Origin of the sequence: Marivirga sp. (assembly GCF_024636815.1) — a bacterium.
GTDB lineage: Bacteria > Bacteroidota > Bacteroidia > Cytophagales > Cyclobacteriaceae > Marivirga.
The window spans coordinates 16,504-43,220 of record NZ_JAGXGF010000227.1 but is presented as its reverse complement, the minus strand read 5'-3'; the positions used below and the strand labels follow the sequence as shown (position 1 = coordinate 43,220).

At 34.3% G+C, this 26,717-nt stretch carries 26 protein-coding genes; 9 read left to right on the top strand and 17 right to left on the bottom strand.

Annotation, left to right across the window (positions count from 1 at the left end):
* The first annotated feature begins 327 nt into the window (after window positions 1-327).
* On the top strand, window positions 328-852 hold the full coding sequence (locus Q0L29_RS16165) for a hypothetical protein (protein WP_296623331.1): 525 nt from the start codon (window positions 328-330) through the stop codon (window positions 850-852).
* Between the two features lie 43 nt (window positions 853-895).
* On the opposite strand, the gene Q0L29_RS16160 is transcribed toward Q0L29_RS16165, so the two are convergent.
* The 3 genes from Q0L29_RS16160 to Q0L29_RS16150 form a co-directional block, all read right to left on the bottom strand.
* Window positions 896-2,197: an ammonium transporter gene (locus tag Q0L29_RS16160; RefSeq protein ID WP_296623329.1), complete on the bottom strand. Its 1,302-nt coding sequence runs from the start codon at window positions 2,195-2,197 to the stop codon at window positions 896-898.
* A 348-nt stretch (window positions 2,198-2,545) separates the two neighbouring features.
* Window positions 2,546-3,628, bottom strand: a complete 1,083-nt coding sequence (gene rlmN / locus Q0L29_RS16155) for a 23S rRNA (adenine(2503)-C(2))-methyltransferase RlmN (RefSeq protein ID WP_296623327.1) — start codon at window positions 3,626-3,628, stop codon at window positions 2,546-2,548.
* 78 nt (window positions 3,629-3,706) lie between these two features.
* Window positions 3,707-4,420, bottom strand: a complete 714-nt coding sequence (locus tag Q0L29_RS16150) for a Crp/Fnr family transcriptional regulator (RefSeq protein WP_296623324.1) — start codon at window positions 4,418-4,420, stop codon at window positions 3,707-3,709.
* Window positions 4,421-4,572: 152 nt separating this feature from the next.
* Here Q0L29_RS16150 and Q0L29_RS16145 point away from each other — a divergent pair, with 152 nt between their 5' ends.
* Window positions 4,573-4,791, top strand: coding sequence for a hypothetical protein (locus Q0L29_RS16145; RefSeq protein ID WP_296623321.1), 219 nt, complete (start codon window positions 4,573-4,575; stop codon window positions 4,789-4,791).
* 53 nt (window positions 4,792-4,844) lie between these two features.
* Here the strand turns inward: Q0L29_RS16145 and Q0L29_RS16140 are convergent, their stop codons facing one another.
* The 7 genes from Q0L29_RS16140 to Q0L29_RS16110 all read right to left on the bottom strand — a co-directional run bounded on the left by Q0L29_RS16140 (window position 4,845) and on the right by Q0L29_RS16110 (window position 11,273).
* A complete protein-coding gene (locus Q0L29_RS16140; protein WP_296623319.1) occupies window positions 4,845-5,513 on the bottom strand; it encodes an SDR family NAD(P)-dependent oxidoreductase in 669 nt (222 codons plus the stop codon).
* Window positions 5,514-5,752: 239 nt separating this feature from the next.
* Window positions 5,753-6,418 (bottom strand): FAD-binding oxidoreductase, encoded by a 666-nt coding sequence (locus Q0L29_RS16135; RefSeq protein ID WP_296623315.1) that lies wholly within the window; start codon window positions 6,416-6,418, stop codon window positions 5,753-5,755.
* A gap of 71 nt (window positions 6,419-6,489) precedes the next feature.
* On the bottom strand, window positions 6,490-7,821 hold the full coding sequence (locus Q0L29_RS16130; protein ID WP_296623314.1) for an NAD(P)/FAD-dependent oxidoreductase: 1,332 nt from the start codon (window positions 7,819-7,821) through the stop codon (window positions 6,490-6,492).
* 7 nt (window positions 7,822-7,828) lie between these two features.
* Window positions 7,829-9,139, bottom strand: a complete 1,311-nt coding sequence (gene kynU, locus Q0L29_RS16125; RefSeq protein WP_296623313.1) for a kynureninase — start codon at window positions 9,137-9,139, stop codon at window positions 7,829-7,831.
* Window positions 9,140-9,223: 84 nt separating this feature from the next.
* A complete protein-coding gene (locus Q0L29_RS16120; protein ID WP_296623311.1) occupies window positions 9,224-9,706 on the bottom strand; it encodes a methylated-DNA--[protein]-cysteine S-methyltransferase in 483 nt (160 codons plus the stop codon).
* Entirely contained in the window at window positions 9,693-10,742 is a 1,050-nt protein-coding gene (locus Q0L29_RS16115) for an amidohydrolase family protein (RefSeq protein WP_296623309.1), read from the bottom strand. Before Q0L29_RS16115 ends, Q0L29_RS16120 begins: the two co-directional genes overlap by 14 nt.
* Window positions 10,743-11,273: a 3-hydroxyanthranilate 3,4-dioxygenase gene (locus tag Q0L29_RS16110; protein WP_296623308.1), complete on the bottom strand. Its 531-nt coding sequence runs from the start codon at window positions 11,271-11,273 to the stop codon at window positions 10,743-10,745.
* A 145-nt stretch (window positions 11,274-11,418) separates the two neighbouring features.
* Here Q0L29_RS16110 and Q0L29_RS16105 point away from each other — a divergent pair, with 145 nt between their 5' ends.
* Entirely contained in the window at window positions 11,419-12,201 is a 783-nt protein-coding gene (locus tag Q0L29_RS16105) for an SDR family oxidoreductase (RefSeq protein ID WP_296623307.1), read from the top strand.
* Between the two features lies 1 nt (window position 12,202).
* Window positions 12,203-13,642, top strand: coding sequence for an aldehyde dehydrogenase (locus Q0L29_RS16100; protein ID WP_296623305.1), 1,440 nt, complete (start codon window positions 12,203-12,205; stop codon window positions 13,640-13,642).
* Window positions 13,643-13,705: 63 nt separating this feature from the next.
* Here the strand turns inward: Q0L29_RS16100 and Q0L29_RS16095 are convergent, their stop codons facing one another.
* The gene (locus Q0L29_RS16095) at window positions 13,706-14,473 is read right to left on the bottom strand and encodes a hypothetical protein (RefSeq protein WP_296623303.1); all 768 of its coding nucleotides are present in this window, start codon (window positions 14,471-14,473) and stop codon (window positions 13,706-13,708) included.
* A gap of 412 nt (window positions 14,474-14,885) precedes the next feature.
* On the opposite strand from Q0L29_RS16095, the gene Q0L29_RS16090 reads away from it, so the two are divergent.
* Window positions 14,886-15,863, top strand: a complete 978-nt coding sequence (locus tag Q0L29_RS16090; RefSeq protein ID WP_296623302.1) for a hypothetical protein — start codon at window positions 14,886-14,888, stop codon at window positions 15,861-15,863.
* A gap of 63 nt (window positions 15,864-15,926) precedes the next feature.
* Here the strand turns inward: Q0L29_RS16090 and tpx are convergent, their stop codons facing one another.
* Complete coding sequence (gene tpx, locus Q0L29_RS16085; protein ID WP_296623300.1) at window positions 15,927-16,427, bottom strand: thiol peroxidase; 501 nt, start codon at window positions 16,425-16,427, stop codon at window positions 15,927-15,929.
* Between the two features lie 83 nt (window positions 16,428-16,510).
* Here tpx and Q0L29_RS16080 point away from each other — a divergent pair, with 83 nt between their 5' ends.
* Window positions 16,511-17,071: a DUF1543 domain-containing protein gene (locus Q0L29_RS16080; RefSeq protein ID WP_296623298.1), complete on the top strand. Its 561-nt coding sequence runs from the start codon at window positions 16,511-16,513 to the stop codon at window positions 17,069-17,071.
* 145 nt (window positions 17,072-17,216) lie between these two features.
* On the opposite strand, the gene Q0L29_RS16075 is transcribed toward Q0L29_RS16080, so the two are convergent.
* From Q0L29_RS16075 to Q0L29_RS16060, 4 genes are all read right to left on the bottom strand, one after another.
* Window positions 17,217-18,719 (bottom strand): sodium-dependent transporter, encoded by a 1,503-nt coding sequence (locus Q0L29_RS16075; RefSeq protein ID WP_296623297.1) that lies wholly within the window; start codon window positions 18,717-18,719, stop codon window positions 17,217-17,219.
* A gap of 167 nt (window positions 18,720-18,886) precedes the next feature.
* Complete coding sequence (locus tag Q0L29_RS16070; RefSeq protein WP_296623295.1) at window positions 18,887-19,330, bottom strand: hypothetical protein; 444 nt, start codon at window positions 19,328-19,330, stop codon at window positions 18,887-18,889.
* Window positions 19,327-20,061 carry a DUF6503 family protein gene (locus Q0L29_RS16065; RefSeq protein WP_296623294.1) on the bottom strand — a complete coding sequence of 245 codons (735 nt, stop codon included), beginning with the start codon at window positions 20,059-20,061 and terminating at the stop codon, window positions 19,327-19,329. Before Q0L29_RS16065 ends, Q0L29_RS16070 begins: the two co-directional genes overlap by 4 nt.
* 22 nt (window positions 20,062-20,083) lie before the next feature.
* The gene (locus tag Q0L29_RS16060) at window positions 20,084-21,241 is read right to left on the bottom strand and encodes a formimidoylglutamase (protein ID WP_296623292.1); all 1,158 of its coding nucleotides are present in this window, start codon (window positions 21,239-21,241) and stop codon (window positions 20,084-20,086) included.
* A 147-nt stretch (window positions 21,242-21,388) separates the two neighbouring features.
* Between Q0L29_RS16060 and Q0L29_RS16055 the strand changes: the two genes are divergently transcribed.
* The 3 genes from Q0L29_RS16055 to Q0L29_RS16045 all read left to right on the top strand — a co-directional run bounded on the left by Q0L29_RS16055 (window position 21,389) and on the right by Q0L29_RS16045 (window position 25,409).
* The gene (locus Q0L29_RS16055) at window positions 21,389-23,137 is read left to right on the top strand and encodes an ABC transporter ATP-binding protein (RefSeq protein ID WP_296623291.1); all 1,749 of its coding nucleotides are present in this window, start codon (window positions 21,389-21,391) and stop codon (window positions 23,135-23,137) included.
* 474 nt (window positions 23,138-23,611) lie between these two features.
* Window positions 23,612-24,166 (top strand): collagen-like protein, encoded by a 555-nt coding sequence (locus Q0L29_RS16050; protein WP_296623289.1) that lies wholly within the window; start codon window positions 23,612-23,614, stop codon window positions 24,164-24,166.
* 277 nt (window positions 24,167-24,443) lie between these two features.
* Window positions 24,444-25,409 (top strand): TerC/Alx family metal homeostasis membrane protein, encoded by a 966-nt coding sequence (locus Q0L29_RS16045; RefSeq protein WP_296623287.1) that lies wholly within the window; start codon window positions 24,444-24,446, stop codon window positions 25,407-25,409.
* 38 nt (window positions 25,410-25,447) lie between these two features.
* On the opposite strand, the gene Q0L29_RS16040 is transcribed toward Q0L29_RS16045, so the two are convergent.
* Window positions 25,448-26,701: an LETM1 domain-containing protein gene (locus Q0L29_RS16040; RefSeq protein ID WP_296623286.1), complete on the bottom strand. Its 1,254-nt coding sequence runs from the start codon at window positions 26,699-26,701 to the stop codon at window positions 25,448-25,450.
* Between the last annotated feature and the right edge of the window lie 16 nt (window positions 26,702-26,717).

Genomic DNA, 26,717 nt, shown 5'->3' with positions numbered 1-26,717 from the left:
TCGCTGTTTAGAGGTGGGATAGGAAAAGCTTTTCCATATAATCCAATATACTGCGTTATCTTCCCTCGATATAGCCCGCTATATCTTCTCAAAGACGCCTTGTCTATTGAATTATATGAAAATCTGAATTTACAAATTAGAATCTCAGGTTATTAGTTATTCGTTCCAAAATTGAAGTCGCATCTATAAAATTCTTTAAATTCAATCTGCAAATCATAAAAACTAGCTATGAAATGAGCATAAATATTCGAGGGCGAATTTATACCAACCGCCAGATGAATATTTATCGCGAATTCCATGTGACAGTTAAAATCAAATAATATACACATGAAAAAAGCATTACTTATCATTACTGCCCTAATAATAGTTTCAATTATTGCCTATGCCATTTTAGGAGGATTTAAAGAAGTTGAAAAATCTATTGAAGAGGATGCTTTGGTATCCATTGCGGGCACTGAATATCAAGGTAAAATTGGATCTGATAGTTTACAAATGCTTTTTATGCAGGCAAAGGATTTGGTAGAATCTGAAGCTACAGCTAATGCAATCGCAATAGCCTATTATGGTGAAGCGGATGCTAAAACAGGTGCTGTTTATAATTTTATTGGAGTTGCAATCGGAGATGAAATGATTTATGAAATGCCTAAAGGTTGGGAAATCAAAACTTTTAAAAGATCAACTTCTGTGAAAGGATGCATAGAGGCAAATGTTTTAGCAATGCCCACTCCTGATGATATGCTCCAAGAATTAAAAATGTTTGCTATTGATCAAAATATAGCCGTTGATTCTATGTTTATTGAGTTTTATCCTGGCCCTAATCAATTGTGCGTGCAGTTGTTGGGGGCTGAATAGTAACTTTTCCAAAGTTTAGAACTTTGGAAAAGTTAATTCATTTTTACTCATACGTGATAGTATAACCTCTAATACCATGTTCATGGCTATCTAATCCTTGTTCTTCATGTTCCTTAGATACTCTTAATCCAATTGTCTTTTTCAGGATTACGAATAAAATTAAAGCGGAGCCAAAAGCTGCTGCTGCACATACTGCTACTCCAATAGCTTGATTGACGAATTGCTCCCAACCCGCTTTTTCTCCAAATATTCCAACTGCCAAGGTTCCAAATATTCCGCAAGTAAGATGAACAGAAACTGCACCAACAGCATCATCAAATTTCAATTTATCCAAACCAATAGCAGAAAGTACCACTAAATTACCAGCTATAAATCCTATTAAAAGCGACAGACCAGGAGTCATTAAATCTGCACCAGCAGTAATTCCTACTAATCCTGCTAAAATTCCGTTGAGCACCATCCCAAGGTCTAATCTTTTAAAGGTAAAATAACCCATTACAAAGCCCCCTAAGGCTCCCGCTGCTGCGGCCAGGGAAGTATTCATAATCACTAAAGAAGTTGCCTGTGGCTCTGCTGAAAGCACGGAGCCGCCATTAAAACCAAACCAACCAAACCATAATAGAAAAACCCCTATAGTTGCAAGAGGTACACTTGAGCCTTCTTTGTCAATAACTTTTCCATTTAGGTATTTTCCAATTCTTGGCCCCAATACAATAATACCGGCTAAAGCTCCCCATCCACCAACAGAATGAACCATTGTGGAGCCTGCAAAATCGTAAAAACCCATGGCAGCTAATGCACCACCACCCCATTGCCAACTTCCAATAGCAGGATAGACAAAGCCCACAAAAATGATAGTAAAAATGAAATAAGCAGAAATCTTGATTCTTTCTGCTACTGCACCTGAAACAATTGTTGCGGCAGTGGCTGCAAACATAGCCTGAAACAAGAAGTCTGTCCAGTATGTATAATTTTGATTATAATCCAATCCTGCAAAATCGTCCAGAAAAAATCCGTTAAAATCAAACCATCCTGGTCCGTCTGCAAATTCTGGATACATCAAATTAAAGCCAATAATAGTATAAGAAACTAGTCCAATGGCAGGGGTTAAGGTATTCTTAAAAAGAATATTGACTGTATTTTTTGATTGTGTAAATCCAGCCTCAACACATGCAAATCCTAAATGCATAATGAATACTAATGCAATGCAGAGCATCATCCATAAATTATTTACAGTTAAAATTTCTAAATTAATTTCAGAAGCTGCCGTAGCTGTATTCTCAAGGTTTGATGCTAACAAGGGTGAAAACAAACCCTGAATTGATGAGAAAATTGATAAATCCATAAATTTTGGTTTTTCCGAAACCCTAAATTATGAAATTATACAAATACAAAAATAATTCTAGGTGTTTTTTTTACCCAATTTTCAATTAAATACATTAAAATATTGTTTTTAGGTTACTTTTTAAACTGAAACAATCCAAAAAAATGTTAGAATGAATTTTTCTGATCTAATTTCAATCCAAAGAATGGAGAATTATGCAATATTCATTCATATTTCATTTTTAGAAATATGTAAATTAGGTCACATAATAAATCAACCTGATTGATGAAGGAAATATTAATGAAATTTACGCTCTAATGGATTTAGATTTCACCTTTTAACTAGAAAAAATAAATTTGATTTAAATTTCTAATGCTTATTAGCTAATTGTCCACAGGCAGCATCAATATCTTTACCACGGCTTCTTCTTACATTTACAATTACTCCTCTGTCTTCAAGAAAAGCAGCAAATATATCGAGTTTATCTTCATCTGTATTCGTGAAATCAGCTTGTTCTATGGGATTATATTCAATCAAATTAACCTTAGCTGGAACGTACTTGGTAAATTGCCATAGTTCTTTTGCATCTTCAAGGCTATCATTGAAATTATTGAATACACAATATTCAAAAGTTACTCTATTTTTGGTTTTGGAGTGATAATATTCCAACGCTTCTCGTAGTACCGGCAAGTTATTACTGTCATTAATGGACATGATTTGGCTTCTCTTCTCATCATTTGCAGCATGCAATGACAAAGCAAGATTAAATTTAGCATCATCATCCGCTAACTTTTTAATCATTTTAGAAATGCCTGCAGTGGAAACCGTAATTCTTTTAGGAGACATGAACAATCCCTTTTCGGAGGTGATGTGTTCAATGGATTCCATCATGTTTTTATAGTTCAAGAGCGGTTCGCCCATGCCCATATATACAATATTGGAAAGTGGCATGTCATAATGGGTTTCAGCCAACTCTTTTATCATCACTACTTGATCGTAAATTTCAGCTGCTTCGAGGTTCCGCATTCTTTTCAAATAACCTGTAGCACAGAATTTACAACTTAAAGAACAACCCACTTGAGAAGATACGCAAGCTGTCATTCTATTCTCAGTAGGAATTAACACTCCTTCTACTTCATTTCCATCATGCAATCGGAAAGCTACCTTTATCGTTCTGTCAGAACTCAATTGCTTTGACGCTATGGTAATTCTATTGATACAATAATTATCGTTTAGCCAATCTCTTAAGTTTTTGGATAAATTGGTCATCTCTTCAAAAGAAGAGGCGGATTTCACCCAAAGCCACTCATAAATCTGCTTAGCTCTAAAAGCTTTTTCACCAGAAGCAGTTAACTCTTCTGCTATAGCCTCAATGGACATTTTTCGAATATCCTTTTTGCTAAGATTTACTTCAATTACTTCTTTTTCGATATGGACTGCTTTCTCTTGCATAGCACAAAATTACATTAATCAGCAGACATAAGCCTTATGATGTGGCAATAGTTCAGTAATCAACAGAAAAATATGAAATTATGCGAACAGGTCGATCTCTTTTGCTAGTCCTCGCTCATTCACTATGCTTATCTTTTTACCGTTTAAATCAATTAATCCATCTTTTTTAAAATCGGATAATAAACGAATAAGTGTTTCAGTGGCAGTCCCTACAATCTTGGATAAATCTTCACGGGTTAATGCAATATCAATTTCTGTTTTTTGGTCACCATCAATACCATATGAGCTTTTCAACATTAATAAAGTGGTAGCCAAACGCTGTCTTACCGTTTTATTTGCCATATCTGCCATTTTTTGTTCCATAACTCCTAAATCATGGCAAACGGCTTGCATCAATTTATTTTGAAAACCTTGGTCTTTGGAAATGAGGTCTGTAAAACTGCTTTTGGGAATAAAACAAACCTTCGCATTTTCTAATATAGTAGCAGAAGAATTATAATTTTCTCCAGAAAGTAAAGCTCTGTAACCTAAAAAGTCGCCTGCCTGAGCTAAACGTACAATTTGCTCTCTACCAGAATCATCTGTTTTATAAATTTTAACCTTTCCTTCGCTAATACAAAATAAGCCCATAGGTTGCGTACCTTCTAAGAAAAGAACTTGCCCTTTATTATGAGATAAAGTACTTTTATGTTCACTTAATGCACATAATGCGTCACTAGGAAGTTCGTTAAACATTGATTTACGCCTGCTTAGACACAAATCACAAGGAATATTTTTAACTTTTTTTGACATATCTGTTAGACTAATCGTAAGCTCAAGAAATTAGTTCCAGTCTATTTACATAAAGATAGGATAAATTTAAATCTTATAAAAAACATCCATAATTACGCATCTTAAGATTCTGTTAAATTTCAGTAAATTGCGTAAACCAAATTTTTTAAACTATGAAAAAAGGACTTTTAATCGGAATTATTTTAATTGCAATAGGCTCATTCATTATTTACTGGGCTATAGACCACAGCCCAAATGCACCTATAGGTGAGAGAGTAACAGATTTATTGGAGGAAAATTCATATCGTATGAGCGAAGCATGGTATTATACTTCATTGATTGCAGGAAGTATAATTGCCCTATTGGGATTGCGTAATTTATTAAAATCTTAATATAAAGGTTGTCTCAAAAGCTGATTTAATAATAACTTTTGAGACAATCATTTCTACATATTTCCATAAGCTTTAATCACTCCTTCTCTTAATTCTGGATGGTTTAAATAATGTAAAATAGTATCTGCAATTTGCTCAGGCTTCACCCAATCATCAAAATTCATATCAGGCATGGCATCCCTATTAGGTGGTGTATCAATTATACTTGGCACTATGACATGAGCACTAATCTGATGTTCAGAAAAATCAGCGTTAATAATATCCGCTAAACTGAAAATCAATTGTTTAGCTAACCCATAAGATACCACATTCTTCAAATCATTAGCTGATAAAACTGGCTTTGCTCCAATCAAAAATATTTGACTGCCCTTGGGCATTTTCTCTAAGAGTGGCTTCACCAAATTAAAAGCGGTATCAAAATTTAGTCTGATTTGATCATGGATGTCATCGATAATCACATCTTTAATACCTCCACCTGCATAGCCGCCAACGGTCAATACGGCACCATTTATTTCTCCAAAAGCTTTGTTAGCTTCCTCTATTGCTCCTAAAGCAGCTTTGGCATTAGTCAAATCAATAGCCATCTTTTGAAAATCATCTTCTGAATTCTTAGCCTTCTCTTTATCTCCGAAAAGGCCAAAAATTTTATGACTCTCTGATTTTAATTTATTGACCACTGCACTTCCTAAATTTCCGTCTGCTCCGCTTACTAATATGTTCATGATATCATCAATTAAAATTTTGGTAGAATAATTTTGTTTGATAAAAATTTAATCTGTCCCGACCCTTCGGACATCCTCCCTTACCTCCTCAATGCTATTAAGTTAAGCTTTTTTTAAAGCCTCATCCTTCAATCCTTCTCCTGCGGGAGAAGGAAATATGTCTTAACTTAATAGCAATGTTTTCCCCCTTTTGGGGGAATTAAAGGGGCCTTCAAATAATAAGTCGGTCATAAACCGTTTTAATTTTCGAAAGTTATTCCATCAGGGCTAGCTCCCAACATCTCTAATTGCTTACTCACATCTTTAACCATCGCATCAGGTCCGCATACATAAAAATGTTGAGTAAAATTTTCTAAATGTTTATTCAAGAATTCCATATCAACCATTTCATTATCATGCCCCTCAATATTCTGATGGGTGAGGGTAGAAATAAAATTATCACCTAAAATATCATTAAAATAGGATTCCAGAATAACGTCATCTCCTGTTTTGTTGGAAAAAATTAATTTATTTTCTCCAATCTTATTATTCTTATCCAGATATCTAAAAATTGCTATAAAAGGAGTAATACCTGCCCCACCGGCAATAAAGGTTCCAGTGCCTTTATACTCAATTGCCCCCCAGGCATCATCAATAATCAATTCATCTCCTTCTACAAGACTATCTATTTCATGGGTTACTCCTTCATGATCATGATAAGTTTTAATAACAAATTCTAAATGCTCATCTTCAGGTAAGGAGGTAAAAGTGAATGGCCTTTTTTCTTCCTTCCAATCTTTTTTATTGATAGCTACTTCTGTGGCTTGCCCTGGTGTAAATTGGTAATCTTTAGGTTTTTCGGTTGTAATCTGTTTCACATTGTGCGTTAAGGAAAGCACATTGGTAATTTTTACGGTATATGCCATTTCTATTACAATTTTGTTCTATAATAGAAACGAATTAAATAAATTATGTTTAAAATAAAAGAGCTCAAATCTTATAATCTGTCCACAATCTCCTTTAAATCAACACTTTCCCAGTTTTCTAAAATATCAGGTTTTTGCATTATTTCATCCATAATAGCCTGTTGTTTTTTCCCAATTTCAAAAGCTTCGGAATATCGTAAGTCACTAAAAGTAACCATAGAATATAACGGCATCCATTTCTCAGGAAATTCATGATGTAATTTGGCCTCAATTTTCTTTTGAACCAGAAATTTTTCATCCGCCACCAGATCTCGCATTTCAATAAAGTTGTGCAAAGCTAAATCCGCAATGGCATCTCCATCTTTTTTGCGCAATAACTGATATTCCTCCAAAGTCTTTTCCCAATCATCTGAATGCTTATCCAATAATACATTGAGTTCCCAGCAATCTTCAAAGCCAGCATTCATTCCTTGTCCGTAAAAGGGTACAATTGCATGGGCGGCATCACCAATTAAAACGCAATTATTTTTTACCCAAGGTTCACATTTTACAGTCACCAGAGAAGAAGTTGGGTTTTGAAAATACTCATCTTGGATATTTTTTAAATGAGCTAAACTATCTGGAAATGTATTTTTGAAAAATTGCAATACCTGTTGAGGCGTCTGTAAACTTTCAAAAGAGGGCTGTCCTTCAAAAGGAAAAAATAATGTGCAAGTAAAACTTTTATCTAAATTCGGCAATGCTATCAACATGAATTGCCCCCTTGGCCAAATATGTAATGCATTAGGAGCTATCGCAAAATCACCATCCTCAGTGGGTGGAATGCTTAATTCTTTATAACCATGAGGAATGTAATATTGCTCATAATTGAATCTATCCTTTTTCAACATTGCCTGTCGCATCTGAGAGTACGCTCCATCCGACCCGAAAAGCAAGTCAAATTGCATGGTTTTTTCGGCATCCGGAGTTTTAAAAGTCACGCTAGTACCATCCAAATCTACCTTTTGACAAGTATACTCAAATTTGATTTCAACTCCTGTCGCTTCTGCTTTGTTCAGCAATATCTTATTCAAATTCCCTCTGGAAACAGAATTAATATATTGCCCTTCTTTTCCATAGGGCTGAAAAGTAAGCTCACCATCTTGACTATGCATCATTCGACCTTCCATAGGCAACATAATCTTTTTGACTTCCTCAATCACCCCTATATCTTCCAAGGCTTTTATTCCTCTTCGGCTTAAAGCCAAATTGATGGATCGACCTGAATCAGAAGAAGATTTCCGCATATCGTCCCGTTTTTCATAAAGACTTACTTTATACCCTCTTTTTCTTAAATAGATACTTAAAAGTGCTCCCACTAAACCTGCACCTAAAACTCCGATATGTTTAATTTCTTTCTTCAAAATCAGTTTATTTTACGGCTTCTACTGCTTCTCTTAGCTTTTCAATAAATAAGTATTGCTCTTCAAATGTGTTGTATAAAGGAACTGGGGCTAAACGAATCACATCTGGTTCTCTCCAATCTCCCAGCACTCCTCTTTTCATTAACTCATCGAACAAAGGTTTTCCATATTTCAATAAATATAAGGATAATTGACTTCCTCTGTTTTCAGGCTCTTTTGGTGTAAGAATTTCGAATATCTTTTCTTCCTTATTAAATTCATTGATTAAAAATTCAAGATAACCCGTCAACAAAACACTCTTCTTCCTTAGTGCCTTCATTCCAACCTCCTTAAATATTTCTAAAGAAGCATAATGAGCTGCATGTCCTAGCACATTGGTATTACTCAATTGCCATCCGTCTGCACCTTCCATTGGGATAAATCCTTTTTGCATTTTAAAGCGCTCAGCTTCATCATGTCCCCACCAACCTGCAAATCGAGGCAAACTTTTATCCTTTGCAAAACGCTCATGAACATAGACACCAGAAACATTCCCCGGTCCTGAATTTAAATATTTATAGGTGCACCAGGAAGCAAAATCAACATCCCAATCATGCAGCTTCAATTCTATATTTCCAGCAGCATGCGCTAGATCAAAACCAGCATAAGCCCCTACCTTATGTGCTGCTCTTGTAATTCTTTCTAAGTCGAAAAATTGACCCGTATAGTATTGCAAGCCGCCCATCATCACCAAACAAAGTTCATTTTGGTGCTCTTCTATAGTAGCTATAATATCTTCAGTTCTCAAAGTATCTTCTCCTGCTCTAGGGGCAATTTCTATTAACGCCTCCTCAGGATCAAATAATTTTTGGCCTCCATGATAAGCATGGAAATTCAATTGGGATTCAAAAACATATTGATCAGATGGAAAAGCACCTTTTTCAACTATAATTTTAAATTTTTCGGCTGTAGGTCTGTAAAAAGAGACCAGAAGAAGATGAAGATTAACTGTCAGATTATTCATGGGAACTACCTCTATTGGCTTAGCCCCAACTATTTCTGCTATTGCTTCTTTTCCGTATTCATGATATTTATACCAAATATTTTCTTTTTTCTTATTAAAATGACCTTCTACCCCGAAAAGCTCCCAGTCTTTCATTTCTTTTTCAATAAAAGAGCGAGTTCTTTTAGGTTGGAGGCCTAAAGAATTTCCGGTATAGTAAATTACTTGCTGACCATCAATGACCGGAATGTGAAATTCATTTCTATATTTATTCAAAGGATCTTGTTGATCCATTTTTTGTGCGTATTCTAATGTATTCTGATAATTCTCTGTCATTCTATATATTAATGTAAAGTAGTTTTATGAATTCTAAAATTAAATTTGGTGCCGACTACCAAGTTCTCTGATTTAATATCCTATTTAAAATAATCCCAATTGTTTATTAGATTCTAATTCGATAAGAAATTTTTTGTTTGACAAACCACCAATATAACCAGTTAAATTACCGTGCATCCCCACCACTCTATGGCAAGGAATTACAATTGGAATTGGGTTTTTACCAACTGCATTGGCTACAGCTCTAATTTTTTTAACATCTCCCAATTGAGCTGCTAATTTACCGTAGCTCATGGTTCTTCCGAAGGGAATATCTAGCAATTTTTGCCACACTTCTTTCTGAAATTCTGTTCCTTTTAAAGAATATTCTATCTGGAATGTTTTCCTATGACCATTAAAATATTCTAATAATTGGTTTTCCAAATTAGTCACTACTTTTGGCTTAACACCTTTAAGACTATTATTAGGCTGATTAAATGAGATTTTGGCAATTTTATTTTGAGAAACCCCAATTAAGAGTTTCCCAATCTTAGTATCAATGAAAAATTCTTGCTCAATGCCCTGCATATTCTTCCTGATGTAAACCCAACCATTTTAAAGCATTTTTTCCGAGTAGTTTTGCTTTTAGTTCATTGGAGAAATCACTTTCCTCAATAATTTTCCCAGGCTCCAATTCTCCCAAAGGAAAAGGGTAATCTGTTCCTAAAGCAATAAAATCTTCCCCCATGGTTTTAATTAAATATTCTAAAGTAGAAGGATCATGAACTAAAGAATCCACATAAAATTTCTTTAAATATTTACTAGGGTGGTGTGGATTATCAATTGCACATAAATCAGGACGGACATCAAAACCATGACCAATGCGACCGATTGTTGCAGGAAAAGAACCTCCTCCATGCGCAAAAGCTACTTTTAAATCAGGAAGCTTTTCGAATACCCCTCCGAAAATCATAGAGCAAATCGCTCTTGATGTTTCTGCAGGCATGCCTACTAACCATGGAAGCCAGTACTTTGGCATTTGTTCTTTACCCATCATATCCCAAGGATGCACAAATATAGATGCTCCTAAATCTTGGGCTGCTTCAAATACTGCAAACACTTCTGGAGCTTCTAAATTCCAATCATTTATGTGAGTTCCAATTTGAACACCAGCCAAACCTAAATCCTTAACACATCGCTCTAATTCTTTAATTGCCAAATCGGGAGCTTGCATGGGTAAAGTTCCTAAACCAATAAATCTATCAGGATATTTATCAACTATCCCTGCAATATGATCATTGAGCATCATGGATAAATCAAGCGCATCTTGAGGCTTTGCCCAATAACTGAACATTACCGGAACAGTAGATAAAACCTGGACATCCACATTGTGCTGTTCGCATTCATGCATACGAGTTTTAGGGTCCCAGCAATTATCTTCAACTTCTCTAAAAAACTTGTCATCCATCATCATGCGGGCACAACAGGGTTTGTGATGCTCCAGGCGAATAAAGCCACCATAACCATATCGCTCATGCAAATCAGGCCAGTTTTTAGGCAAAATATGCGTATGTATATCGACTTTTAAAGGTCTTTTTGTCGCTATTTCTGCTACTTTTTCCATTTATACAAATCTTGGATCTGTTTCCATAACATGCCCACAATTATCGCATGTGCGCAATTTCTCTGAAGCGTAAAACTCTTTAAACCGTGGTATAAAATCCTTTTCAATATCAACCAAAGGGAAATAAGTTTCATGCAATTTGTGATTACAGTTGTCGCAAAACCATAATAACCCGTCTTTCATATCAGTTCCTTTTCTTACTCTTTCCACTACCAAACCAATAGAACCTTCTTTCCGGATTGGGCTATGGGGAGTATTAGCAGGACACAAAAACATATCGCCAGGACCTAAATCCATGGTAACTGCTTTACCATCTTCCTGAATTTTAACGGAAATCTCTCCTTCCAATTGATAAAAAAGTTCCTCTGCCTCATTATAATGATAATCTTTGCGGGCATTCGGGCCACCCACTATCATAACAATATAATCATCAGCCTCTTTATATAAATTTTTATTTCCGACCGGTGGTTTTAACAAATCCCTGTTTTCCTCCACCCATTTTGTTAAATTAAAAGGTCTCTTTATAGCCATCTTTAGTCAGTTTAATAAAGCTTATAACAGTCTTATATGTAAATTGATTTTGTTAATCTTCTAAATTTAGTGAAATTAAGACGGAGTTTAAAATCAGAAATATAATATTTACAATTGATGATAATCATCTAAAAAAATAATTGAAATGGATTTAAATTTATCAGGAAAAAGAGTAATGGTTGGCGGAAGTACGGCAGGAATAGGTAAGGCTATTGCCCAAGCTTTTGCACAAGAAGGAGCAAATATTACGCTTATTGCAAGAGATCAAGCAAAATTGGAATCAACTCAGAATGAATTACCAAATAAAAAACAAGATCATCATATTTTAGTGGCCGATTATTGTCACCCTGAGTCATTAAGGGATATAGCTTTAGAGTATTGCGCGAAACATCAAGTAGATATCTTAATCAATAATACTGGAGGGCCCAGTCCAGGACAAGCTCATGAGGCATTAGGAAAAGATTATATGATTGCATTTCAACAACATTTGATTTGCAATCAATATTTGGCACAGGCTGTAATTCCTAAAATGAAAAGCGAAGAATACGGAAGAATTATCAATATCATCTCTACTTCCGTTCGTCAGCCTATTCCTAATTTAGGAATATCTAATACCATTAGAGGTGCAGTCGCAAGTTGGTCCAAGACCATTTCAAATGAATTAGGGCCGTTTGGCATTACAGTGAATAATATTTTACCAGGGGCTACCATGACAGGTAGATTGGAAGGATTGATACAAAGTAAAAGCAAATCAAGTGGAAAAAGCCTAGATGAAGTGAGTAAAGAAATGCAATCTAAAATTCCTGCGGGGAGATTTGCTGAACCACATGAAGTAGCAAATGCAGTATTATTTTTAGCTTCAGAAAAAGCATCCTATATCAACGGGGTAAATTTACCCATTGATGGAGGGCGATTAGATTGTATCTGATATGGAAATAATAGCCAATTACATCAACGGAGAGTTAATTCCTCCACATTCAGCTAAATATATAGATGATATTAATCCAGCTACAGCTGAAGCATTTGACCAAATCCCTCTTTCTGATGAAGAAGATTTAAAATATGCATTAGCTTCAGCAGAAAAAGCATACCCTGAATGGAGCGAATTATCGGCAAAAGATAGAGCAGACTATTTGATCAAAATTTCCGACCTCATCAAAGAAAATCTTGAAGACCTAGCGGAAGCAGAGAGCAAAGATACTGGTAAACCAGTTCAATTAGCCAGGACTGTAGATATTCCCAGAGCAAGTTCAAACATGGAGTTTTTCGCACATGCTATCACCCAATTTAGCAGTGAATCACATGCCGGAAAGGATTCTATTAATTATACATTAAGAAAACCCCTCGGAGTAGTAGCTTGTATTTCACCCTGGAATTTACCGCTTTATCTTTTCACCTGGAAAATAGCTCCTGCACTTGCAAGCGGAAACTGTGTTATCGCAAAGCCATCTGAAATCACACCCTACACGGCTTATTTATTTAGTAAAATATGCATAGAAGCTGGTTTACCAAAAGGAGTTTTGAATATCCTTCATGGCACTGGCCCAGATATTGGAAATGCCATAGTGCAAAACAAAAGAATTAAAGCGGTATCCTTTACGGGTGGAACTGCAACAGGACGAAAGATAGCTGAGATTTCAGCGCCAATGTTTCGTAAAGTTTCGCTGGAATTAGGCGGTAAAAACCCTGCTTTAGTATTTGGTGATTGCGACCTGGATAAAACAGTTGAAGGTTTAGTTCGAGCATCCTTTACTAATCAGGGAGAAATCTGTCTGTGCGCATCTCGTATTTATATTGAAGACTCTATTTATGAAGACTTTAAAGCAAAATTCATTCAAAAAGTAAAAGCTTTAAAAGTAGGCAGCCCTTCAGATAACTCCAACAATATGGGAGCTCTGGTATCTGCACAGCATTTGGAAAAAGTGAAAAGCTATATAGCATTAGCTAAAGAAGAAGGAGGAAGTTTGTTATGCGGAGATGAGACTATAGAGTTAAACGAACATACTAAAAACGGATATTTTTTAAGACCACATGTTTTTGAAAATTTATCTAATCATTGCAGAACAAATCAAGAAGAAATTTTTGGTCCAGTTGTGAGTTTAAATGTTTTTAAAAATGAACAAGAGGCTCTTTCATTAGCAAATCAAAATGAATATGGTTTAGCATCCAGCATCTGGACAAGCGACTTATCAAGAGCACACCGAATAGGGAATCAAATTGAAACTGGCATAGTTTGGGTTAATTGCTGGATGAATCGGGATTTGAGAACTCCATTTGGAGGAATGAAAAATAGTGGATTAGGTAGAGAAGGGGGACTGGAGGCTCTAAGATTTTTTACTGAGCCCAAGAATATTTGCATACAATATTAAACAGGCATAAAAAAAGCCAATCAAATAACCTGATTGGCTTTTTTAAATTTAAGTACAATATTCTTATGCCGAGGCTGAAGAACTATCTGAAGTTGATGTTTCAGGGTTTGGCTCTCTCAACTTTGCAATATGGAAAGTTTTTCTGGCCTTATGCCCACAGTAAGAACATTTGAAGTATTTCATCAATTCCCCATCTTCATCTATAGTAGGAGATTTAATTATTTCCTCTTTTACTACTTTTAAAGTTTGATAATTACATTCAGAGCACTGTAATGCATGTAAGTGACCTGAATATTTCTCAATTTTAGTATAGCCAGTCTCTTCATCCACCCATACATCATAATCTACAGAGAAAATATCTTCTTCAGCCTGCATACCTTCATCCAGGTATACATCTTCTTCTTCCTCACTTAATAATTTCATTGGTTTACCTGTTTTTGGTGAAACCCTTGGTGTATAACGTAATTTTTTAAGGCGTTTTTCAATGTAGAAAGGAAAATAAAATCTTAATACATTTTGAACGATTACACCAATGATAAGAGCCAACATACCAGAAACAAAAACTTTTACAGCTAACCATAAAAATTCAGTTTCACCAAAGAGGGAATTAACCCAAATAACAGCGCCAATTAATATAATTACAGCAGATCGCCATAAAACATCAATTTCGTTTTTGTTAATGTAATCATACTTTTGCTTAAATTCACTTAAGGTTCCTAACCTTAAATAATAAAGTAAAACAAGTAAGACGGCTACCCCAATGATGACCATACCAACGTAAGGTCCGTATTGGTTTATCATGTCAAAGATGCTTTGGTTATTCTCTGCCATAATTCAGTTTTTTAGTGATGGTAAATTTAGTTTTCTAATGCGAAATATTAATAATACTTTATAAAAGTACAATAAAACTTTAAGCAAGTTAAAATTAATTCCTTAAAATTCTATCAATAAAGTTATATAAATTAATTGAAATACCTAAAAAATATTTTTTTTATTACATATAGTTAAGCTTTCACTCAAACTATCGACTGCTAATATATTAACTTTTAGGAACTTACGTAAAAGATCTAGTAGATTAAATTTAAGAAAAAATTACCAGAATCAAGAAAAAACTAGGCAAACTAAATATTTTTCAGTTTTAAGACAACCTTATGCCATCAAAATGGGTCTTTAAACTACCCGGTCAAATAAATTCCGGCATAAATATACTATTTTATTTTTATATTATTTAAAGAACTGAATTATGAAGAAATTTTTGAAAAATGGACTATTGTTTGCAGTAGCCAGTTTATTTGTTTTTACTGCCTGTGATTCTACAGGAGATGAAACACCTGTAGAAAGCGCACCAAATGTTAGTTTATCAGTTGAAACCGCACAAGATACATATATGGCAGGAGATGTTATTAACCTAGTTGTTGATTTTACAGCTGACGCAGCTGTAGTTGGCGCAACCATAGATGCAGAAACAGAAACTGCTACAGTTACCTTAAATGCAAATGGAATCTCTGACAATGTTATTGATTTAAATGCTTTTGGAGTAGCAGGAGAGACAGAAGGAAGTTTTAGCATTGATGGGTTTACTATTCCAGTGGAATTTGCTAATGAGACCTTAACATTTACAGTTGTGATGGAAGATGAAGATGGAAGATTTGGAGAAGGCACTTTAGATTTAGCAATAAGCGAATCTCCACTAATTAATTTCAGTGCAATATTGTTAGCTGCCCCATTGCAGGATGCTGATGGAACAACATCAAGTAAAAGCTCACAAACATTTTTCAGTACCAATACAGGTCAAACATATTCAATGGCGCAGATCAACGGAAGTACTGAGCCACTATCGGCTAACATTGATTTTGGATATTTTTATGGGTCAGGTACTGCACAAACTGAAGCTACTATAGCTTCCCCGGCTAATTATCCATTTGATTATGGGCAAAGTGCATGGGGAGTTAGAAATAACACTTTAATAAAGGCAACTACCGTAACTCAATCTCAATTCAATGAGGCAAACTTAAGCTTCATTTCAGAAGCATTTGAAAATGGAACATCAGGAAACTCTGATGGTAGAATTACAAATCTTGCAATAGGTGATGTTTTAGCTTTTGAAACTGACGGTTCTAAGAATGGCGGAGCTAAGAAAGGATTGTTATTAGTAGAATCTATCACTCCTGGTGACGGAGAAAATGGTCAAATTGAATTTTCAATTGTAATGGAAGAATAAATTTCTTTCACTAGTTTAAAAAGCCTCAGACTTTCATTATTCTGAGGCTTTTTTTTAAAAAAATTATTTAACAACCTCCAAAGCTTTTTCGTAATCAGGTTCATTGCCAATCTCTGGCACTAATTGATTATAAATAACTTCTCCATTTGGGCTTACAACTACCACTGCTCTAGCATTTAGACCTTTAAATCCACCATCGACCAACTCTACTCCGTAATCTTTACCAAAACTATCATTTCTGAAATTAGAAACTGGAATAGCATTTTCAATTCCTTCTGCACCACAAAATCTTGCTTGTGCAAAAGGCAAATCTTTTGAAATACATAAAACCACTGTATTATCTAATGAAGCAGCCTTTTCATTAAATTCCCTTACAGACATGGCACAAACTTTTGTATCAACGCTAGGAAAAATATTTAAAACCACATTCTTTCCTTTATAATCTGAAAGAGAGACTTCTGACATATCGGTTTTAATCAATTTGAAATCAGGTGCCTTTTGTCCTTTTGATGGTAAATCTGCTATTGTGTTTGACGGGTTTCCGCCTAATGTTACTTCTGCCATAATTATATTTTTAATTTAGTTTACATTTGCTAAACTTGAATTGCTTTGAATAGTTATTAATTTTCCATAAAGAATTGAAAAAAATGAATCCATTAAAATTATATGCTGTTGTCTTGGGCGGTGCTGCAGAAAAGTCCAATACTGAATTGCATGATGTCGTTTTTGCAGTAGGCAAAAAAATTGAAGATTGTTATTTCCAGTTGTTAGATAAATGGTTTGGACTTCCAGAAAAAATGCACATTGATTCCTATATGGAATTGAACGTGATAGATGGTTTTGAAATTATCGTAACCAAAGAAAAGAGTAAAGAAAAGGATAAGAAATTATTCTTTATCAACTTAGGCGCTTACAAAAAGGGAGATTTCATGGAGCATCATGCCAATACTTTTTTAGTAGGCAGATTAGCCACAGAAATTAAAAAAAGGGCAAAGGAGAAATTATTAAATGGCTATGATGAAATCCATAAAGATGATTTATATGAAGTGGATGATATGATAGCTATAGAAGAAATAGAAGGATATCATGTTCATCTTAAGCCTACAGAAAAAGCTGAAAATTTAAAGCCTATTAATGGCTATCACGTTTTACCCAAAAAAGTAGTGAAAGAATTTATAGACCAAAAAAACAAAAGGGGAACCGACTGACCCCCCTTTTTATATTTGAATATCAATTCTATTTATTCTTCTTCCTTTTTCTTATCCATTGAAAGTGCTTTTATCACTAATCCGATAAATCCTCCCAAGGTGATAGTTAAACAAACCACCATTCCGATTATTGCTTCAGTACTCATCATTTTCTAACAAATTTTTTGTAAAACCATCCATTAAATACTATTGCAATAACTAATGCAATTCCCCACTGTGTCACTATGCTGGCATTACTGTAAACATCCATAACATTCCAGTTGCCTTCAGCATCGAACCAAGGATATTCACTATAACCTTGACTCATCCACCAGTACACTAAAAATAATCCGAAGAAGAAAATAGCATAGACCATGAGTTTGAAGTACCAATTGGCTACTGTGAAATCGGAGCTTTCATCTATAAAATCCCTTTTATATTTAACAGGACCATATCTGATAACCAAGAAAGCGATGAAGATCCCACTTACTAACAAACCTAAGCCCCAAACCCAGTCTTGGTTTTTGAAAACATCCAATGAATAAGCTGATGGGAAACCAATAATAAAACAACAAGCACCTGCTACAAATGCAGCTTGTTTTCTTGTTAAGGTATAATCTGTTAAGTTTTTGATCAATAATTGCATCATAGGCAATAAAGAACTAAAGGCTGCCATTAAAAATGCACCGAAAAATATGAAAGACAATATTGGTCCCCCTGGCATTTGCGCAAAAAGTTGTGGAATAACGGTGAAAGTTAGCGCCTGACTACCAGAATGCAGATAGTCCATAGCACCTTCAGGAGTTGCTGACATGGCAAATACTGCGGGTAAAATAGCCATCGCGGCTAATAATGCAGCAGTATTATTACCAAAAGCTCCTAAAAATGTGTTTAAAGTAACATCTTCTCTTTTATTAGAGAAAGAACCAATGGTAATCATCAATCCCCAACCTGCACCAGTACTCCAGGCTGAATCGGTAATGGCTTCAATCCAAATGGTGGGATTTGAGAATTTCTCCACATCTATGGTGAATAAATATTCTAGACCTTGATAGCCTCCTTCCATATTTAAAGCAAAAGCAGAAACCACCATCAATAAAATAAATAATGTTGGGATAAGGAGTTTATTAACTTTTTCTAATCCATTTTTGATTCCTTTGCTTAATACCCAAATAGCCGCCAGGATGGTCACCATATAACATACAACAGCCACCCAGCTGGAATTGGACAGATTAAACCAAAAGGTGTTCATGAAATCAGTCTCACCAATTTGTTGGTTTAACTCACCCGCGCCAAAAAGATACCCGATAAGAACTTCAGTATTCAAGATGAAATATCGGAGTGACCAGCCTGTAACTACAGAATAGTAAAATGCAATTCCTAAAGTTACGATGGTGATAAACACTCCCATCCAATTAAATTTCTTACCGGCTAAATTACCTAAGGAGCCTAACGTCCCTTTTTGATAATGTTTACCTAATGCTAATTCAGCCATTAATAAAGGAATAGACCAAACTAAAAGAAATAACATCCAGAGTATAATAAATGTGCCTCCATATTCTCCAGCTATTCGTGGGAAACGCCACAGATTTCCAGCACCAATTGCCATTCCTAAAGAAGCCAGGATTATACTCCACCTACTACTAAATTCTTCAACTTTTTCAGCCATAAATGTCTTATTTGGTTTTAAAACAAGCCGAATTTAGTTAAACATATTACTTTGTCAAATTTATAGGCAGATTCATTTGGGAGTTATGCGGGAAATAGCCCATATTCTTAAAATCTTTGGTGATTAAATTAAGCGATTCTAATACGGGTAGAATGTGTGATCAATTCTTAACCAGCCTTTTGTTTTTTGGCTTTTTGATTAAGGTATTTTACTAATTGATCATATTCTGTATTCTCTTTATTGGAGAGTTTAATAACTTTCTTCTTCCCATAGAGAATTTTAGTTTCTTTGAATTCACCTTGTTTGGTTTTGACTACATCTTCTCTCCAACCTCTTATTTCATCTAATGGCAAATCTATTCTGCTGCGACTGATAGGAAAAAATATATTTAATCTATTATTTCCAGCTTTTACAATTTTAATAGCTGCCAGCAATTTCCCTAATACCAATAAAGCTATTACTAAAGTGATGGGAGTTAATATGAGTTTAACAATAAAGAAGGACTCACCTTTTAAAAGGCTGTCTAACAACAGAAAAAAAGAACCAAATACAAGGACTAGAAAAATGCTTAATGCAAATACAGTATTAACTCTAGGTTTTGATACAATCATAAAGCCTCAACATCAAATTCCAAATCAATTTTAGAAAGTAATTCCAATTCATCTTTCTCAAACATTGCCGGTAAATTCACTAAATCAGTACCTTTTTCAGCTTTATAATTGTTATAATCCTGAAATATAACACCCTCAACTTTCTCTTTATTTATAGATTCTCTGAAGCGAACACCTCCTCCTTCTGTCTCATAGGAATAAGAAAAGTAATCCATTTCATAAGTGTTGGCATTAAACCAAAACATGAAAACATCTTCATAATCAGTGCCTCCACCTTCTTGCCTAAATTTCACTTCTATCGTTTTATAGGGCTTTCCTTTTATAAGTACATCCTCTTTATTATGTGCCAATACAGCTTCATCTTTCAAATTATAAGGAAGCAATGCAAAATAATGAACGGAATTAACTGAATTAGCATAGGCAGCAGAATCTTTAGCTGATAACTCCACTTTTTCGCCATCAATTAATCTTTTAAAACCATTATTATCTAAAATATCATTGATTTCACGACCGGTAGAATCTTTAAAATTCCTTTCATACCGAAAACTTCCACCCGCATGCCTAAGCGCATAAAGTTTATCCCTGAATTGAAATTTTAGGTTTAAGGTTTCGTATGCGTCACCTCCATGATATTCAATTGCATTTTGAATAATTTTATCTGCTGACTGCTCGCTAGGACTGCAGGCAGTTGTAAAAATTGTAACAATTAAAATTCCAAAAATATTTCTCATAGAACAAAAGTACGCTTTATCATTAAAATAGTTTAGAATGCATCACGATCCATCTTTCAGGTAATTCGCCTTTTAAAGCTTGTTGATAATCTGAATAACTGCACGGAACTATGGAATTTCTATTAAAACGGTTATTTCCAGAAGGGTTTGGTACTTCCATCCACCATTTTTCTATGAAATTACTTTTATAGAAAGTTAACAATTCCGGCTCCATTGGCATAGAAACTACGTATTTCATATAATCATTGGAGCGGAAGTCTCTTGATTCCTTTCTGTGATAAAATCCTTCTATAAAATACCAGATCATAGTCGCCAATACAGCTGCTGATTTACTGGATTTATCATCCTTAGTGACATCAAATTCATAAAATCCGACAGCACTTAATTTTTCATTGATCCCTGCATACCAGCATAATTGACAAGCCTCTTCACCCGTAAGTCCAAAAGGCTGAGCTTGAGCAGAAGCAGGAAAATCAGAGGATTTTATAGCTGATAAATCGAAGCTCATCATATCCGCTTGACGGATAACAGGTTCCATTTCCTTTATATCATGGCGTAAGGCTCCTATTCTATGTGCTTCAAAATATAATTTTTCTAGCGTAGTTATAGCTTGTGGATTTACCAGATAAGTTTGATAAGCCAAGTGACTGTAATTAAATAAATAATTGGGTTGATGCATCAACATTTTTTGAACGTGCTGTTGGTTGGCAGGCGAATCTTTATCCTCCATATCCAAAAATGCATCCACATTTAAAACACTGATAAGCTTTTCCATTTCCTCATAAGCCAAATATTGCGCAAAACCCATATCTTGGGACCCTCCAATTAAAATGGGCAATACATTATTCTCGATACAAGCATGGCAAACCTCTTGAACCCTCCCGAATGTCTGCTCAGTGTCAATAGCTTCAGAAATATTTCCTAAATCCACAATATTATAAGCACCTGAGCCTTTTGATAAACGGTAGAGTTTTTTTCTTAAGGCATCCGCTCCCCCTGCTGTGCCAACATTTTCATCTTTATTTCCTTTATCAGAAATTCCAATCAAGGCAATATCCGCACTTTTATAATCAGGAAATTTCTCCTGATAGACTTGTATATTTTTGTAAAAGCTTCCCTGTTTTTTGATATCGGAAAAAATCTCCTCGGGAACGGGGCTAAAGAAAAGTCTTAAATCCATGGCATGAATTTAATAACAATAATTTGATGGACATGAATTTTAGAGAAAAAAGGAATAAAACTTAACTTTCCTTTCTACCTCATACAATCAAATAATTAAATAAACTTTTAAAAAGACTAAACGTAAACATTAGCTTTCCTAAAACTTATGACAAAGCAAAATCAATCTTCTAAAACAACCTTAGCTACTGCATTTAAAACCATCATTTGGCCAAGAAGAAAATACATTTTTGTTGGCTTAATTTTAATTATCATCAGTAGGGCTGCTTCTTTAGTTTTGCCAGGATCCAGCAAAATTTTAGTCGATGATATAGTGCCAAATGGCGATTTAGAGATGTTAAAGTGGTTAATCTTGGCAGTAGTTGGAGCTATTATAGTACAAGCAGTTACTTCTTTTGCATTAACTCAGATCTTGAGTGTGGAAGCTCAAAATCTCATAGCCCAGCTTCGCTCAAAAGTTCAATCCCATATTTTAAAGCTCCCCATTAGGTATTTTGACAATGCTAAAACGGGTGAGCTAGTTTCCAGAATAATGACTGATGTGGAAGGCGTAAGAAATCTAGTAGGGACGGGTTTGGCTCAAATGGTTGGCGGAATTTTAACTTCTGTGGTGTGCTTAATAATTCTTATTACTATTAGTCCTATGATGACGCTATATGTATTAGTACCAGTAGCCATCTTTGGATTTATATCATTAAAGGCTTTCGGCAAAATCCGTCCTATTTTTAGGGAAAGAGGAAAAATTAACGCAGATGTTACGGGTCGATTAACTGAAACTTTGGGAGGGATAAGAGTTATAAAAGGTTTTAATGCAGAACTTCAAGAAATTCGAGTTTTTGCAGAAGGAGTAGATCGATTATTTAAAAATATCAAATCAAGCTTAACAGCTACTAGCTTAATCACCAGTTCTGCCACTTTATTATTAGGGCTAGCATCAGCAGGAATAATGGGTATAGGTGGATGGATGATCATGAAGGAACAACTCACTTTTGGTGATTTTCTTGCCTTTACACTTTATTTAGGCTTTATGATTGCCCCAATAGTTCAAATGAGCAATATTGGAAGCCAATTAACAGAAGCATTTGCCGGACTGGACAGGACAGAAGAGATTATGAATACTCCTGTTGAAACAGACAATCCAAATAGAACAATTGACTTGAAAGATGTTAAAGGTCATATTAAGTTTCAAAATGTATCTTTTGCTTATGAGGAAAATAAAGATGTAGTTAAAAACATCAGCTTTGAGGCATTCCCCGGTTCAGTAACTGCTTTTGTAGGAACTTCTGGTTCAGGTAAAAGTACGATATCGGGTCTGGTCTCTTCTTTTTTAAATCCTGATGATGGGCAGATTTTAGTGGATGGACATGATTTACAAAAAATTACTTTAGACAGTTACCGAAGCAAATTGGGAGTTGTTTTACAAGAAGATTTCCTTTTTGAAGGAAGCATACGCGAAAACATTTTATTCCCCCGCCCTAATGCAACAGAAGCTGAATTATTAAGTGCAGTTAATTCGGCTTATGTGAATCAATTTACCGATAAGTTTGATAAAGGCTTGGATACGCAAATTGGAGAAAGAGGTGTTAAATTATCGGGTGGTCAGCAGCAAAGAATTGCAATTGCAAGAGCCATTTTAGCAGACCCTAAAATATTAATATTGGATGAAGCGACTTCAAACTTGGATACTGAAAGTGAACATTATATTCAATCAAGTTTAAAAGAATTAATGAAAGGAAAAACTACCTTTGTGATTGCTCACAGATTAAGTACCATCAGGCAAGCCGATCAAATTTTAGTAATTGAAGAAGGCGAAATATCCGAAAGAGGCAAACATGATGAGCTAATAGATAAAAAAGGAAGGTATTTTGATCTATATACTTATCAAGCAAGAATTTGATTTAAGGAATAACATTTCTTTTTTACCTATGTATTAAAAAACCACTCTTCTATTATATTTTTTTAATAAAAATAAGCCCTAAAGTAAATTATTAAGGATTCTAAAATATTAATATTCAAATGTTTGAAAAATGAACTGTATTGTTTACATATAAAATCAAACAATCTTGAAACAAAAATAGAAACCAATTAAAACATTACGCTTCGTTGAAATGGCACTTTAGTTTATTTATCTCCAGCAGATTATATTTGTTACATGCTTTTTAATATTTTCAAATCATTGAAAAACTCGCGACTTAATGACAATATCATTAAGGGTGCTATTTTTATTCTTTTATTTATAGGAATGCTAATCAAGTCATTTTTAAGTAGCTAATAACTCAAATTAGCTTTACAAAGAGCACCCCACTCAAAGTAATATTATCTGTTTTGGCATATTTTTTGGTTACTTTTGTTTAATCAAAAAAATATAGCCATGAAAAATCTTTTCAACTTACTACTAGCAATAATTGTAATATCATTAGGTAGCTGTACTTTCAACGGTCAGGACGGGGCCCCAGGTCCTAGAGGTCCTCAAGGCCCTGCTGGACAAGACGGTCAGGAAGCCTATGTTTTTGAGTATATCGATTTAACATTTTCTGCATCAAATGAATACAGCTTACTTTTGGAGCTTCCCACTGATTTTCAAATGTTGGAATCTGATATGGTATTAGTGTATTTTCTTTATGATTATTTTGAAAATGAAGATCTAGATTTATGGAGAGCGCTGCCTCAAACCGAATTTACTGATTTTGGAACATTAATATACAATTTTGACTTTACTCTATTTGATGTCAATCTTTTCATGGATGCCAATTTTGACCTTAATTTATTAGGGGCAAGATATACCGACAATTGGATTGCAAGAGTAGTGGTGGTTCCAGGTCAAATTACTAATGGAAGAACAGCTGATCCTGTTGATTATAAAGATTATAAAGCTGTAATGGAATATTATAATTTATCTGAAGAGAATATAGTACCCGTAAAATAATGTAATTTTTAATTATTTCTGTAAGACAAGCCATACTTTGGCTTGTCTTTTGTCTTTAAAAACACCAACCTTATCCATTCCCAATTATACCTCATCTAAAACATCAATCCTATTCAGTTGTCTTTTTGCCATAATACTACATACACACCACTTTACTACAACTGCATTTACCTGATTATAAAGAAGTTTTCAATATATTTTTTCTAATTTTCTCTGTAAAATTTAATTAAAAGTTACAAATAAATTATCTTTCGGACATAATGGGGAAAATTACAATATGAATAATATATTAGATTTTTTTGATAACACTGAGCACGTACTATATAGTGTTTTCGGGGCAGTTATCATTGTGTTCCTCATTTTTGATTTGGGATTCTTTAATAAAGATGCGAAAAAAGTCTCCCTTAAGTCCGCCACCTACCAATCCATTTTCTGGATAGTAATATCTATTGCATTTGGTTATTTGATATATGAATTTTATGGTGGAAAAGTAATAATGCTGGAATATTTTTCAGCTTACATAGCCGAATATGCATTATCTGTTGATAATATTTTTGTGATTTTATTAATCTTAAGATATTTCAAAGTTGAAGAAACCCTTTACCATAAAATTTTATTTTGGGGCGTATTAGGAGCTATAGTTTTTCGGGCAATTTTCATATTCCTTGGTGCTTATCTTGTTGACCAGTTTCATTGGATACTCTATATCTTTGGAGCCTTTTTGGTTTATAGTGGTATAAAAATATTTTTCCAAAAAGAAGAGGATGATTTAGATCCTGAAAAAAATGTAATTATTCAGTTTGCCAGAAAACATCTTAAAATTACTAAGGGTGATTTCAAAGGCAAATTTATTATTAGGAGAGGGAAGATGATTCTTTTTACCCCACTGTTTCTAGTAATTCTCTTAGTGGAATCTACAGATTTAATATTTGCAGTGGATTCAATACCAGCTGTGTTTGCTATTACTCAAAATGAATTTATCCTGTACACTTCAAATATATTTGCAATTCTAGGATTGAGAGCAAAGTTTTTCTTGTTAGCAGGTGTTATAGATAAGTTTTATTTATTACAAAAAGGGCTTTCTTTTATTTTGATTTTCATTGGCGCCAAAATGTTGTTAGAGTTTGTTCATGTTCACATCAACACTCTAGTTTCATTCACTGTAATCTTTTCCACTTTACTTCTTTCTATTCTTCTATCACTATTAATCCCTCAACGGAAAAGCTCAAAAGATTTGATTTAAGACTTTAATTAAGCTCTATACTGAAATAATAAATTTGTTTAGTCTTGAAATCCTGAAGGGAAAGAGCTCTTAGGAAGGACTTTCAGTAATAATGGTAAGGTTAAAAATGATCCAGGCAATGCGATTATAACAAAAGCAGGGATTGACTTAAGGATGTCAATTAATTGAATCCTCATCTTCTCTTTTTCTTCATCACTTAAAACCTCTGTCTTAGATTTCTCAAATAAATACCACAATTCCTTACTTTCTTTTATTTCTTGAGCAATACTGTCTTTATGTTTTTTAAGCACAAAAGATATTCTTTGCATAATAGTTTGACTAATGACCTGATATGAATGTTTACTTTGAAGGAAATATACTTCTTTCCAATTTTCAATTACGAATGACTCGATGGCAATCAGACTAATATCAAGCTCTTCTTCAGAGAATCCTAAACGCTTTGCTAGCGTACTTAAAAAAGCTCTTTCTTCTACACTAACAACCTTGTCCGCCCATATCATTAAAATAGCTAGCTCCAGTATATATTTTTTTAACAACCATGTGTCTGCTTGTCTTAAATCTATCTGATCTAGGGTGATTCCATCTCTAAATGCTTCTTTTGCTAATTTACTTTGCGATTTTGAAAGATTGGAAGAGCTCAAAAAAGTAAAGAACATATTTTTTTCTTCCCTTTCAATAATCTGATTTGCATGAGCTGCAGATGCAATAACTTTTAATAATAACATTTTCATAGCATCTTTATGCCATTTCATATTATGAAACTTCCCAGCTCGCCACTCTCCAAAATAATAAGTATCTAAAAAAAGTAGACTATTCTGAAATAAACTAGCCCAGAAATGATCCCATCGTGATTTAAGAAATAATCGTTTATGAAGAATTTGCTCTGCAAGCAGAAATTCATCCTTCTTTGACCTATTGAAAAAGAAAAATTTCTTTTTATCTTTTTGTGGATCCAAAACAGAATAAAAATCTCCTATTGATTGACTGGTCTCTAGATAAAAGTCTTGCCAATCTTTATCAGATACTGGCAAATTATTCTCTTTCAGACTTGCACTGTGTAAAAAACTTTCCAACAACACAATCTTCATCTTACCTAAGCTATTCCATCTTTGCTCTTTTGGATGTCTAATTCCGGGAGCATGAATTGGGTGCCCATAAATCAAACCTGTAGGCTGAACTATTTTGTACAATAAACTATCTTGATCTTTAATATGGTATTGATCCAAATCAATAGGAAAGGGACTCCTATATCTAATATACTCTCTTAGCCAACCTTTTTCCGCAGGATTCATATTGAAGATATTTAGC